Below are 13,231 nucleotides of genomic sequence, written 5' to 3'. Positions count from 1 at the left end.
ATGAGAAAATGACTGTTTATCTTGTCTTTTCGGTGAAATAAGGTTTCTGGGGATCGTTAGAATTCCAGAAGGCTCTATTTTGCTTAAATAAGCTCATCTGAGATCGTTAGAATAAAGAGGTATGTTGAGAACACATATAAGCATCCATCTTAAATACATCTATCCAATCGTCGGTTACGATGCCATGCGATATGCTGAGAATGAGCTCACATGTGCCCTAAAAACAAAAAAACGGAACGAAGCACCATAAGCTATGCCTCGTTCCACTTATTATTTTTTGAGATGCAAGAAAGGTATCTGTACTGTAATATGATGTGCTGTTCTGCACCTGTGCTGTGCTGTACCTGTACTGTAATGTGCTGTGCTGTACCTGTACTGTATTGTTCTGTACTGTGTTGTGTTGTACTGTGATGTACTGTGTTGTGATGTGTTGTTCTGAGGTGTTCTGTTCTCTTCTGTTGTTCCTGTTCTGCTCCCCTCTACTTTCCTCAATCTACTCTGCTGCACAGGATCTACTGAATGGAGAAAACTTCTTTCTGCAATAATGCTTCAGGTTTCTGGCCGATGGGATCACTGTGGAAATAATCACGAATAACTCCATCCTCCAGATAGTTGGCAATGGATACCATGATCATACCTTGATCCAGTGCCAGGTAAGCTTTGGCGATTTCTTTGGTTTCCAGATTGATGGAGTCATATAATCCATACTTGCCCATCATGTTTAGCTTTTTCAATGTTTTGATGTTTTTGCGAGCCTCTTCAGGTGCATAGTCCAGAGCGAGGAATGTTGCATGTGCGGTTACTGTGGCTCCGTCTTTATAACCCGAGATGCCAAGCGGTGTTGCAGCAAACTCACTATATCCGGTTGGTGTTGCAGACGGGGAGAATCCCCACGCAGCATACCCTTTTTCTTTGGCATATTCAATCTGCAGTTCGACATGACGCTTATTGTTTAAACCTAGTGCCTGAGTCCCCAAGTCTTTTTCCTTAATCACCAAACCAGGCATAAGTCCTTCAAACATGCTGCCTCCCCAGCTCGGGACAAACTTTTTCCCTTTATACTCATAACTTCCTTCGAAAACATCGACACCATCATAATTTACCGTATGACCCTGCGGGGTCTGAGACTGCCAATCCCACTCCAGAGGCATGGTACGATACATCTTCCACCAATGCTCCTGCGGCACATCCCCTTTGCCAATGGCAATATAACTTGCTACACGCGGTTCTGTATAAAATGACCCATAGTGATGCTCTGTCAGTGCGCCTTTAGCGACATCATAACCACCCCGGAACTGGCCGACTTCAGGATCATACAGAGTTGTATAGTTCATCTGTTTAACCAGTGCACTGGTCTGTGCATTTAATTCTTTGTAGGCTTGACCCACAACGATTAATCCTGCGGACATCCAGCCGTTATCTACCTGAGATATAAATTGCCCCCAATCTTTTTTGACGGAGCCATCGTCCGTGTTGTACCAGTTATAAAATAATCCGTTCCACTTATCCATTTTTTCCAGCGTGTTTAGTGTTGTTTTCAAGCGGGATACCGCTTCTTTCTTCGAAAGGATACCCATCTGTTCCGCTGAAACGGTACTCATCATGTACATGGCGATGTTCGTGGGTGAGGTGCGCTTCGCTTCTTCCATCCCTTTGTCCTTCATTCTGACCTCATCAAACGTCAACCCGGTTGTCGGGTCGGTAAAGTCTTCGAAATATTTGTACGTTTTTTTGGCAACCGCTTTCAATTCTGGCTTGAAGCCTGGAGGTTTGCCTGAATCATGTGCCGATATGACAGGAGCGAAAGCTGTGGTGGCAAACAGACAAAAAGTTAAAACAAATCCTAACCTTTTTACGATGTTCATCCCTTTTCTCCTTTCAATATTAAACTCGAAACGTTTCGTGTTTATGATATCATGGATGTACATATTTGGTAAACCTAAAAATGAAAACCCTTACTTTTAAAAGGTGATTATCATTTTCCGAGTATACTTAATTTTTCGAAACGTTTCATAATCCATCCTGTATATGAATCGGGCCAGAACATGAACAGCACACAAAAAGCCGCTGAATGCAGCGGCCTTCCATGCTTGTATTTTTGTTATAAGACAACGGGTTTCATCCGGCCATCCTCTCCAAAAAAGACAGGGGCAATGCACACTTCACGGTGATATCCTTTGCCTGTGGAAAAGCGGGACAGCGGCGTAACAAAGCGGTGATATGCCATGTGATACTGCTTGCTTTCCGGATCATAAACCATACAGTGGTGACCTGTACCAAGCATGTTTTTCTCCACATTTTTGCTGAGAACCGTATAGTGATACGTAACCGGGCCGTATAAATGCTCCGAGGTTCCGTAATTGACATGATAATCTTCACTGCCCGTATCATCACAGGACCATGTAAAATGATAGACCCCATCACGCTTCAATACAGTGACGGCTTCCATGAAATCATGCAGGCCTGCAAGATTACGCATCGTTTCTTCACGTACACGGATCATATTGTCATGCAGCTCAACAATGGCGGCATCTCCGTTGCCAAACAACATGTACGTTTTCCCATCCTCTTCGATGTAAATGGAAGGATCGATTGCCTGGCTCATCGTGATGCCAAGACGCCTTAATTGATCCATCGTAATTAGAGGCTGCGGCTCGGCATGAAAAGGTCCGGTTGGAGAATCCGCTACAGCGACACCAATTGCACTTTCATCATTAGGCATTTTACCGCAGAAATAGAAATAATACTTGCCGTTACGGCTGCCGATTGCTGGTGCCCACGCATTTCCTACTGCCCAAGGCACATCATCTGTTGCCAAATCCAGAATAACGCCTTCATCCTGCCAATGCCTCAGATCGCTGGAGGAGAATACCTTAAACTGTGTTCCTGACCATCCTTCAAAGCCATCGGTGGTTGGATACATGTAATAGCGTTCGCCGAATTTTGCCACGTCAGGATCAGCAAACTGTCCGGCAAGCACTTGATGCCCATCCCCATATGCAGCCAGCAAATGGTTGCACTCCTCCGCCGTGATGGGCAAAATGCCACCATGCCGCTTCTGATTTGTTCCCATATCAAACTCATGCTCTGGAACAGTACGGAAATCACCGCTGTCCAGATCGGTCGTCAGCAGCGGCAGATACCCTTTGCCCTCAGCAAAGCGATCTACAATCAGGCACCACTCTTCCTGGTCATTCAATTTAAAAATCTGAGGTCCCTCTACCCCTTCAATTGCTTCCAGAAGCGGAGCATGTAGCGGTTCAAAAGTATGCTTTTCCAGTGAAGTTCCCTTCTCAACACGAATATTCTTGGTTGTTTCGTCCTTGGAGTAGCGATAATAAAAACCGGATGAAGGAAGAATGGTCGTGTCAATAATATGATTCTCTCGCTCTATGTACTTCTCCGATGGTGTAAAGCTGCGGAAGTCCTGGGTACGCGCACTGTAAATTTTTTGTTTGCGTTCCGTTTCATGTGGTTCCTGTGTGGCAGAAGCCCAGAATACAAGAAACTCGTCTGTCTTTTCATCATAGACCGCTTCAGGTGCCCACACACAGCCTGCGCCCTCAACACCAACCGTAACGTTCCAGGGTGATGACCATTCTACCAGATTGCCGGACTCCCACACGATGATATCGCGGCTGCCAGCATGAACGGCTGTATCCCAGCCTTTGCCATTTGCAATGCGCAGATCGGTTGCAATCAGATAATACTTGTTATTCTTCGCAGAACGAATGAGAAACGGGTCACGTACGCCTTGTTCTCCCAGATTGGAGCGTAGTACAGGTCTGCCCCCATTGAGATCTTTCCAGTGAAGACCATCCTCGCTGTATGAGAAATAAACCTGCTCTCCGTCAGGCTGTTCACCTATAAAATGCACAAAAAGATATCCGGCATAGTTCACGTTCTCGTTAGTGTTCGACAAGTTCATTAGCCTCCCCACGATAATTATCCATGATTTTCAGAAAAATAAAGCGCTTAACTTATTTAGTATCATACTTCAAAATGTGCCACAGGAGTAGAAAAACTTGCCGGATTCGTTTATTTACTGACTCTATGGCATCATATACAATGGTATAATTGCACAGCTGAGCAAGATATGAAATGGAGGAGTTAAAGCTTTATGATTCAATCGATTATACATATCGCCCTCGTTGTACACGACTATGATGAAGCGATCGCATTCTATACTCAGAAGCTCAGCTTTACGCTGCTTGAAGATACCTATCAACCCGAGCAGGACAAAAGATGGGTTGTCATCTCCCCTCCCGGCTCTGTAGGCACAACAATTCTACTCGCCAGAGCTTCCAAGCCTGAGCAGGAGCCGTTTATAGGCAATCAGGCTGGAGGGCGTGTGTTCCTTTTCTTGAATACGGATGATTTCTGGAGAGATTACAATGACATGGTAGCTAAAGGAATCGAGTTTGTGCGGGAGCCTAAGGAGGAATCCTATGGTATCGTCGCTGTCTTTAAAGATCTATACGGTAACCTGTGGGACTTGCTCCAGATGAACGAGGATCATCCCATCTCCAAACGGATAAAGTAATGTATTTTGGATGAAGGTATGTAACGTACTGGCAGATTGGAAAACAAAAAAACATAATACAAAAATACCCCTCTGTTGAGGGGCATCATAAGTAATGAAATGATTGAACTTATATACTGTTTGCGTACTTTAACTGTACATCACTTTTAGATTTTCCCCTTCTCTTCCTCCGCCATGGAACGGATATAGAACGCCCCCAGCACCGAGCAGAGCAAGAACGAGAAAAATGCAATGGCAGCTGCCTGTTCGCGTTCCTGGAATACACTAAATACCTGCTGCATCGATACACCGAGCATCTGAGGAGAGTTGGCTCCAATCAGGAACGGTGCGGTGAACGATCCGATAACACCCATGAAGACAAAGGTTAAAGCAACGAGGAACGTTTTGTACGACAGCGGGAAAATAAATCGGGTAAACAAGGTGAGCTTGCCTACGCCCACATCCTTTGCACTCTCAATCACCGATGAAGGAATACCCGACAACGCGGAACTCAGCAGCATTGTGGTGAACGGAATGTTGAACCAGAGATTGGCAATGATAATGCCTTTTTCATCAAAAATGATACGTGGCAGCGTGATGCCTGCAACTTCAAGCATGCGGGCAAGCCAGCCGTGATTGCCAAGCAGATTGATCAATCCATACGTTGCAATGACCCCTGGAATGAAAAGCGGAATCATGTATGTTTTACGAATCAGGTTCACAATGGGCCCGTTGTTAAAACGCATGTAGACTGCCAGGGTGTAGCTGACAAGCATCACGGCAATACAAGTGATGGCTGTGATCCGCAGTGTGAAGATGATGTTGTCACGCATGCCTTTATCCGTAAACAAAAACGTATATCGGCTCAGATCATATCCGCCTGAATCATTGCTCAGACTCATTACAAAGGATTGAATGATCGGAATAATGACCACAATCAGCAGAATTGCGAAGGAGGGGAGCACCATCGCTAACCCTGTAATGGACTGTCTGATGTCCTTGCTCATTGCGCAGCTACGTCACTCTGCCAGCGTTTATTAATCTCTGTGCCCAGATCCCCGATGTTAAATGTGCGGAAGCCTTCAGCTACCCCGTCGAATTTGCTCTGCACTTCCTGTGGCATGTTGGAAAGCTCAATACCGGGGAAACCGTTCATCTTGTTCACAATCACTTCCTGCGCTTCTGGAGACAGCACGAAATTCAGGAAGGTGTTGACCGCTTCTTTTTTGTCGGAGGCCTGATTGACCATCAAATAGGTTGGCCCACCGTTGAAGCCTGGTGTAATCTGCTGCATTTTAATCGTATCCGGCAGTAAACCCTCGTTCAGCTGCTGCAGCACCATATCGGACCAAGCCGGTATGATCGACACCTCTCCGTTCATCAGCAAGTCAAGCGTACCCTGGTTTTTCTTAGGATAGATGCCTTTGCCGTACACATATGGGCCCAGCTCTTTGAGCGTATTAAAGCCTGTGCTCCATTTGTCCATAACAGCCGGGTCAGCGTTGTGAATGTCTTCCTCCGGCAAGTCCTTATACACGATCGTCTGCACAAATGAACTGCCGGAACCTCCTGTGGACGGGTCATTGTAAGCAAATTGACCAGGGTTTGCTTTGATCCATGTCAGAAGCTCATCCAGTGTTTTGGGCGGGCTGCTTACTTTGCTGCTGTTATAAGCCAGCACTACTGCGGAGGAACGATACGGAACCGCATAGTTGTTCACATCCTTCATGGTGCTTGCGCTGACTTTGCTCAGATTAGGAATGTCCTTGACGTCCAGTTGTGCCCACACCCCGTCTTTGATGCCTTGAGAGACAGAAACGATGCCATCTTCATACAGGTCAATATCGCCTGATCCCTTGCCAGCCTTTTTCGCAGCTACGATTCGATCATATGTCGGCTCCGCCCCGGTACCCGATGGAATGTAGACCATTTTCACGTCAATATCCGGGTGTTCCTTTTCAAACATCGGTTCGAGAGAGTCCCAGAGGTCCTTCACATTTTGCGAGCCTGTAAAATAAAAGTTAAAGGATGCCGGCGTGCTGCTTGATGCACCCGTTCCAGTCTCACTTGCAGTGCTCTTGGCATCACTTGCGCTGCCACAGCCCGCCAGCAAAGACATCGACAAGCCAACTACGGTTAACAGAGATAACAATGGTTTGTTTTTACGCATTCTCTTCATCCTCCTCAGTATGATTCCTCATGTGGAAATGCAGTCATTTTGCTGATCGAAACGTGAACCTGCTTGCCTGTGTGAAGCTGCTCCACGCTGTCTTTGTTCAGAAACGCACGGATTACGCCCCATTGCTCCAGATCAACGGTAACCTCGGCGTAATGTCCAAGTATCATGACCTGTTTGATTTTACCCGCCAGGCTCTGCTGACCTTTAGTTGTTCCCACCTGCACATCTTCTGGGCGAATCGCTGCCACCACCTCTCCGTCTAGCTTTTTCTCGTTTGGGAGATGAATATCTCCAATATGAATGCTTTCCCCTGCTGCCACCCCTCTCAAGAAATTCATTTTGCCGATAAAACCGGCAACATATAATGAAGCGGGCTCATCATAGATGCGCTGTGGTTCTGCAATTTGTTCAATGCGCCCGTGATTCATGACAATAATGCGGTCCGACAAGGATAAGGCTTCCTCCTGATCATGTGTTACAAACACCATGGTAAGCCCTGTTTTCATCTGAATCTCACGCAGCTCCTCGCGCATCTCATGTCTCAATTTGGCATCGAGCGCCGAGAAGGGCTCGTCCAGCAGAAGTACGGCCGGGTGAAGCAGCAGAGAACGTGCAAGCGCAACGCGCTGCTGCTGTCCACCGGACAGCTCTGCAGGATATTTCTTGCCAAAGCCCGACAGCCGAACCAGCTTGAGTGCATCCTCTACAGCGGTTTGAATCTCGGCCTTTGGCATTTTACGGATTTTCAGACCAAAGGCCAGGTTGTCATATACCGACATATGGGACCAGAGATTATAGCTCTGGAACACCATGGAGGTCGGGCGTTTTTCCGGGGGCAGCTGGATGACACTTTTACCTTCTATTAAAATGTCTCCCGAGTCCGGCTCCAGAAATCCACCGATGCTCCGCAGCACCGTTGTTTTACCGCAGCCTGAAGGTCCGAGCAAGGTGACTAGCTCGCCCTTCTGAATATCGATGTTGATGCCGCTGACACCATCACCGGTTTTATATCGTTTGCTTAACTCACGTACAGACAACTGCATGATACGTATGGCCTCCCTTTTCCCCTGATGTGGACTACCAGAACATTGTTATTTCATCTGAAAACCGCTTGCCAGCACATCAGCACTGACCAGCCGCTGGGCTGCCAGCAGCAGAATAATGGTTGGCAGTGTTAAAATAATCGAGAAGACGGCTCCCGCACTGCTCGGGAAATCGGAGATGATTGAGTACATCACAATCGGCATCGTTTTGAAATCCGGGATACCGACCAGAAACGTGCCTTGTGCTTCATCCAGTGAGTTCAGAAATGTGAAGATGGACGCGACCATAATACCAGGCATAGCCATTGGCAATGTAATGCTGCGAAACACCTTGAACGGGCTTGCACCAACGTCTCTTGCAGATTCCTCCTGTGCCCGGTGTATGTTGCGGAATGCGGAGGTAGGAATCCACGTCATGAACATCAACACGTTAATCATATGAATGAGTACAACTCCGAGCAGCGTGTTCATCAGTCCGATCTGATAGAACAATACGGCAATGGATACGTACAGCCCCATTTTGGGAAAGGCATGTGTCAGCAGAAACGAGAACAGAAACATACGCTTGAGTGGAAACTGCAATCTGGCGAAAGCATACGCTGCCGGGATACAGATCACGATAGAAAGCAGTGTTACAAGCGCTGCAATCAGGAAAGACAGTGAGATGGATGATACGATATCATCCTTGGCGAGCACGAAATTCCACCATTTGAAGCCCCAGACCTGAGGCAGAATGTCCGGGTAGTTCCATTTTTCACTGAAAGCAAGTACCAGCAGATTGACCAGCGGTCCGGCGAAGAAAACGGCAAAGATGGTGAGTAAAAGGAATTCAATAATTCTTCTGGGTCCAACATGTTTCCAGTACCACAGCATATCTACTTCTCCTCTCTTGTCGTTGATTGTCGAACCAGTACGTGGCTCTCATATTCGGTCAGACGAGGTATATTCTCTTCCCCACGTATCAGGCGATCCAGCATGGATACAGCATCTCGTCCGATACCTGTGGCATCCACGCTGACCGTAGTCAATGAGGGGTGAACCATGCTCGACAGCTCTGTGTTATCGTACCCCATAACAACGGCCTCCTCCGGCACTTTCATACCGCGATCCAGCATCACCTTCATCGCACCCAGCGCAAGCATGTCATTGGTACTGAAGATCGCGCTGTACTGTGCCTCCCGAAAGGAATTAAAATGCTGCTCCATCAGCTCGTGACCGGATTCAAAGCTGGAGTCGAGTGATTGCACAATGGTGACCTGTCCTTGAGAGGATGATATACCAAGGGATTCCAGACGTTGGCAAAAGCCTTTCAAGCGTAAGGAGTGGCTTCGATGCTCGCCGGGTCCGGCAATAACAAAAAATTTGCGATGACCACCAGCTGCGAGATGTTCAGCGGCGCGCTCACCTCCCGCCTCATCATTGCTGACGAGATGCACCACATCGGGGTCTTCCGTTGAGCCGTTAACCATTAGATAGGGAATGTTAAATTTTTTAACGTAATCAATTACATTTTTTTGCAATCTGCTAATCAGGATGAGTCCGTCGACGCGCTGCTCCAGCATATAGTCGGTAGAACGCAGCGACATTTCCCGATCTGTCTTTAGAAAAATGGAATAGCCGAGTGCTTCAGCCGCCATCAGAATCTCATCAATAATACGGCCGTACAATGTGTGTGATACTATCGGCAGCTTATCGCGAAAGACGATAACCCCGATGTTGTACGTACGCTTGGCAACCATGGCTCGGGCAACCGCGCTCGGTTTGTAGCGCAGCAGATCAGCGGCCTGGAGCACGCGTTCTCGTACGTCCGGGCTTGCGTATCCGTTACCAGAGATGACACGGGATGCTGTTGATTTCGACACACCCGCCAGCTCTGCAAGTTCCCGCAAGCTATAATTCAGCTTTTGATTCAAACCCGTTCTCCTCCGCTCGTTTCATCTCTTCCCGTACTGCTGTCAGCAGCAGTGGGTTACGAGTTGTAATCGAATGTACTCCCCAGCGTGCAAGCCTGCGCATATCGTCTGCCTCCATAACGGTCCATACATATACACGCAATCCATTTGAGACTGCAATATCTATACATTGCTCCTGAACAGCCTGATAAGGTAAATTCAGCCCGAAGCAACCAGCAGCTTTAGCTTCTCTGCACATCTGAACAATTGCTTCCGTATAGGGGAGACGTTCGAAATGCTGCAGGTTTACGTTTAACAGCCGGCGAAGGCGAGGTGCATATTTTGCGGCCTTCTTAGCCATCTCATAAGAACAACCGCTGAGAAATACCTGTTCCTGCATATGCAGCTGCTCAATCAGAGCCGCTATCGGTTCAAGCGCAAGCGTTGTTTTGATATCCAGGTTCATAATGTTGTCAGCTTCACGAATGTGACGTAGTGTATGCTCAAGGGTGGGGAACGCCACACCACTTTCTTCAGCCAGCTCCTGCCATGTCAAGCTTTCGAGACTGCTCTGTACACCTTCCGTCAATATAACCTCATCGTCATGTGCCAGCACGGGAATCCCGTCTCGGGTTACACGGATGTCATCTTCGTAAATATCTACCCCGAGTGACAAGGCTGCCTGCAGGGATTCGAGGGAATGATCCGGGAACCCCATACTGCCGGTATGCGCTGTAATCAGCGGAAAGCTGTTCATGTTTGCCGAGCTCCTTCCTCAAAATAGATTGCATTCGTAAAGGCAATTTGTACATATGCGCCTCTGATCGTTCCCCAGCATTCAGCCCGAATCCACCTGCGGCAAGATTCAGCCGCAGTACCAATCTTCAGAGGCATACTGAAGTTGATCCTTTGCTGGTTTGGATGCCACTCTATCTTCACCTGCTGCTCCTCGCCCAGATTGGAACAGAGCTTCAAGGTCAAGGTTTGCTCTGGCATCGACCATTTTCCGGCACGTACCATGAAGTCCACGGCAACATGTGCGAGCAGCTTTGCATCGACAGGCTGCGACCTGCTCTGTTGCGCTGGAATGACAGCACCGAGAGAATATGTAATCTCATCACTGCTGATTGTCAGTGTAAGCAGGGGACCCATTGTGACAGCGGCACGGCCTTTGCGCAGTGAGTTGATCAAGTCTTTCTCATCAACGGAACCAATCCATGCTTCACCCTCAGCATATGTATTCATCCCGGATTGACCTTCCAGCGGACTCTCGCTTTGCCTCGTTTCATCTATCTCTTCAATGCCAAGATAGGTTACGGAGATTGGATCATCCGTCGGTTCCTGTGTGTGCCAATCCCGACCTGAAGTGGCCGTGATGCGGTATCCTTCATTCAGTTTTTGAGTCCACAGCTCGAACGCCCGGTGGTTACTTCGCAGAATTGAGGGGAATGTGCCTGACCATACCTCGATATAATCGACTTGGTTCCAGTCGTTCAGCTCATACTCCCAGTAACATCCTGTGCATGCCGGACTTCCAATGCGGAATGGGTGTGCAATCCCGGCAATTCCGCCATGCTGATGAACGGCAGCAATTCCCTTGTCGATATCATGGCGGTTCACATCCCGCCAATCTGCGAATGCTTCCAGCCCAATAGTCACCATATGACCGTAGAAGGTGGTCCACTCCATTCCAGGGATGATATGTACCCCATACTTTTGCCCGATTTCGGCTCTCCCGATCAAGCCAGACATTGTATTATGATCTGTTAAGGCAATGGCATCGAACCCGAGCCCGGCCGCACCGGCAGCAAGCTCCTCCAGTGTCTGGCGGCCATCACTATGCAGGGTATGGGTGTGCAGTTCACTGGCAAACCATTTCATAACACATCCTCCTCTGTTGTCCAGACTTGCAGCTGATATGCACACGCTTCGGTCACGATACAATGCACACTTAACGTGATGCTCCAGTTACCCATAGGCAAAGTACCTGCCATTAGTCCAGGCGAGGCCTCCTGTTTGCTGATGTACAGCTCCTGAATGTCGTCATGGCGATGACAGGCCCCGCGGTATCCGTTTGTGTCGTCTAGCGAGAGGGTGATCAGGTTTTTCAACGGAAGATGCTGATCTGCATGGACTGTGGCATATTCCTGGTGTTCAGGCAGAATATACAGCTCATAACTTTCCTTGAGCAGCTCGATGGATCGGCGCCGATCTTCAAGGATTTTGGGACTGTATTGCAGACGTATATGCAGCTTCGCGCATCGGGCTTCGACAACAAACGGCACGCAGATATGTGTTTTGGAATCATGGGGAGTGAGGCTTCCCTGCAAATCGAGCTGCTTCATTCGAAGCACACCACCCTTCAGTAGGTTATTAAAAAACAAGCATCTCTCTTGTGTGGGACCGTTCCCACATCCATTACTTATGTTAAAGTGAAATCATCAGCCCTGTTTCTGGCACATGTTAATATTCTGTAAAGCGCAAAAGGACCTGTCTTCTATTAAAAGAAGTCAGGTCCTTTTGATATGTCTTGAGCAGATTGTTTTCGCATGCACAACATCATTTACCGTGTTTTACCAAACGGAACGATACAGGCTCCGCAGGTCACTTGAAACCAGATGCACTGCACTCAGTACGCGATACCCACACGTTTATGGATATATTGACGATTCGTAAGCTGTTGATAGGTGAATGCAGCGGTATCCGCTACAGAAATTTCAGTGCCGCCTTCGGGTAGCAAATCAGGCATTACCCGGTAGCTTCCCACCCGCTCTCCATCCGGCAAATACGTAGGACATACAATGGTCCATTCCAGCGAAGATTGCTGCAGCAGCGTGTATACCCGTTCATGCTCCTTGGCGGCGCGGGTTGAACGGCGTTTGGATTCACTGGATTGATAGCGCAGTTTGTCCGGCTCGGTTCGACTTTGCAAAATCCCGGCCGTGCCCACCGTAATAATACGCTGTATACCTTCGCTGTACATATTCTCGATAAGCAGTGGCATGCTGTCTGACAGGGTGCTGGTTCCATCTGTATTCAGCGCGCTGATGACCACCTCAGTGCCATGAATACCACGAAGCAAATCCTCCTGACTCAGCACATTACCTTGTACAATAGTTAAGTTCTCGTGATGACTCTTTATTTTCTCCGGGGAACGAACGAGCGCTGTCACCTGATGCCCCTCTTGTAAAGCTTGTGCAAGGACATGGCTTCCCACCCGTCCCGTCGCTCCTAGCAATAATATGTGCAAGTGAAGCATCCTCCTCAGGGGTTCAATCTTGATTTTCCATATTTTTAATCTGAGATTTGAATACCGTTGTCTATGGGATTGAATTCGGTGGATTTCGAATCCAAAAGAATAGAATAACAGAAAAATCGCTCAAGGTGTATCAGAATAAAACAAAATGAAATGAATCATTCCGCCTGAGGCGGCTCTGATTCCATAACAGATGTGCGCTAACGATCTCCAGAAAGCTTATTTCGCTATTTTTGAGCATCTTGAAAATCTAACGATTCGTAGAACACTAGCCATGCAAATAACCTAACATTATAAATTAATATTTTTAGCAATTCTCTTTAACAGTGAAATAAAGAA

At 47.7% G+C, this 13,231-nt stretch carries 12 protein-coding genes; 1 reads left to right on the top strand and 11 read right to left on the bottom strand.

Going from position 1 to position 13,231, the window contains the following annotated elements; all coding sequences use genetic code 11:
* Window positions 1–512: 512 nt before the first annotated feature.
* Window positions 513–1,865: a glucoamylase family protein gene (locus ACQSGY_RS23800; protein WP_427181210.1), complete on the bottom strand. Its 1,353-nt coding sequence runs from the start codon at window positions 1,863–1,865 to the stop codon at window positions 513–515.
* Between the two features lie 236 nt (window positions 1,866–2,101).
* Window positions 2,102–3,922 (bottom strand): family 43 glycosylhydrolase, encoded by a 1,821-nt coding sequence (locus tag ACQSGY_RS23795; RefSeq protein ID WP_427181208.1) that lies wholly within the window; start codon window positions 3,920–3,922, stop codon window positions 2,102–2,104.
* Window positions 3,923–4,120: 198 nt separating this feature from the next.
* Between ACQSGY_RS23795 and ACQSGY_RS23790 the strand changes: the two genes are divergently transcribed.
* A complete protein-coding gene (locus ACQSGY_RS23790; protein ID WP_427181206.1) occupies window positions 4,121–4,543 on the top strand; it encodes a VOC family protein in 423 nt (140 codons plus the stop codon).
* 146 nt (window positions 4,544–4,689) lie between these two features.
* Here the strand turns inward: ACQSGY_RS23790 and ACQSGY_RS23785 are convergent, their stop codons facing one another.
* The 9 genes from ACQSGY_RS23785 to ACQSGY_RS23745 all read right to left on the bottom strand — a co-directional run bounded on the left by ACQSGY_RS23785 (window position 4,690) and on the right by ACQSGY_RS23745 (window position 12,886).
* Window positions 4,690–5,529, bottom strand: a complete 840-nt coding sequence (locus tag ACQSGY_RS23785) for an ABC transporter permease (RefSeq protein WP_427181204.1) — start codon at window positions 5,527–5,529, stop codon at window positions 4,690–4,692.
* Window positions 5,526–6,692 (bottom strand): extracellular solute-binding protein, encoded by a 1,167-nt coding sequence (locus ACQSGY_RS23780; protein WP_427181202.1) that lies wholly within the window; start codon window positions 6,690–6,692, stop codon window positions 5,526–5,528. The genes ACQSGY_RS23785 and ACQSGY_RS23780 overlap by 4 nt, the downstream gene beginning before the upstream one ends.
* Before the next feature lie 14 nt (window positions 6,693–6,706).
* Window positions 6,707–7,744, bottom strand: a complete 1,038-nt coding sequence (locus tag ACQSGY_RS23775) for an ABC transporter ATP-binding protein (protein WP_427181200.1) — start codon at window positions 7,742–7,744, stop codon at window positions 6,707–6,709.
* A gap of 48 nt (window positions 7,745–7,792) precedes the next feature.
* Window positions 7,793–8,617 (bottom strand): ABC transporter permease, encoded by an 825-nt coding sequence (locus ACQSGY_RS23770; protein ID WP_111272935.1) that lies wholly within the window; start codon window positions 8,615–8,617, stop codon window positions 7,793–7,795.
* Between the two features lie 2 nt (window positions 8,618–8,619).
* Window positions 8,620–9,657 (bottom strand): LacI family DNA-binding transcriptional regulator, encoded by a 1,038-nt coding sequence (locus tag ACQSGY_RS23765; RefSeq protein WP_427181198.1) that lies wholly within the window; start codon window positions 9,655–9,657, stop codon window positions 8,620–8,622.
* Window positions 9,635–10,393: a glycerophosphodiester phosphodiesterase gene (locus ACQSGY_RS23760; protein WP_427181196.1), complete on the bottom strand. Its 759-nt coding sequence runs from the start codon at window positions 10,391–10,393 to the stop codon at window positions 9,635–9,637. The genes ACQSGY_RS23765 and ACQSGY_RS23760 overlap by 23 nt, the downstream gene beginning before the upstream one ends.
* Window positions 10,390–11,517 (bottom strand): CehA/McbA family metallohydrolase, encoded by a 1,128-nt coding sequence (locus tag ACQSGY_RS23755; RefSeq protein ID WP_427181194.1) that lies wholly within the window; start codon window positions 11,515–11,517, stop codon window positions 10,390–10,392. The genes ACQSGY_RS23760 and ACQSGY_RS23755 overlap by 4 nt, the downstream gene beginning before the upstream one ends.
* The gene (locus tag ACQSGY_RS23750) at window positions 11,514–11,981 is read right to left on the bottom strand and encodes a hypothetical protein (protein ID WP_248062064.1); all 468 of its coding nucleotides are present in this window, start codon (window positions 11,979–11,981) and stop codon (window positions 11,514–11,516) included. The genes ACQSGY_RS23755 and ACQSGY_RS23750 overlap by 4 nt, the downstream gene beginning before the upstream one ends.
* A 284-nt stretch (window positions 11,982–12,265) precedes the next feature.
* Window positions 12,266–12,886, bottom strand: a complete 621-nt coding sequence (locus tag ACQSGY_RS23745) for an NAD(P)-dependent oxidoreductase (RefSeq protein WP_427181192.1) — start codon at window positions 12,884–12,886, stop codon at window positions 12,266–12,268.
* Window positions 12,887–13,231 lie beyond the last annotated feature (345 nt).

The sequence above is a fragment of the Paenibacillus sp. TC-CSREp1 genome, from assembly GCF_050171015.1.
GTDB lineage: Bacteria > Bacillota > Bacilli > Paenibacillales > Paenibacillaceae > Paenibacillus > Paenibacillus silvae.
This window is presented reverse-complemented; position numbering and strand designations above follow the sequence as displayed.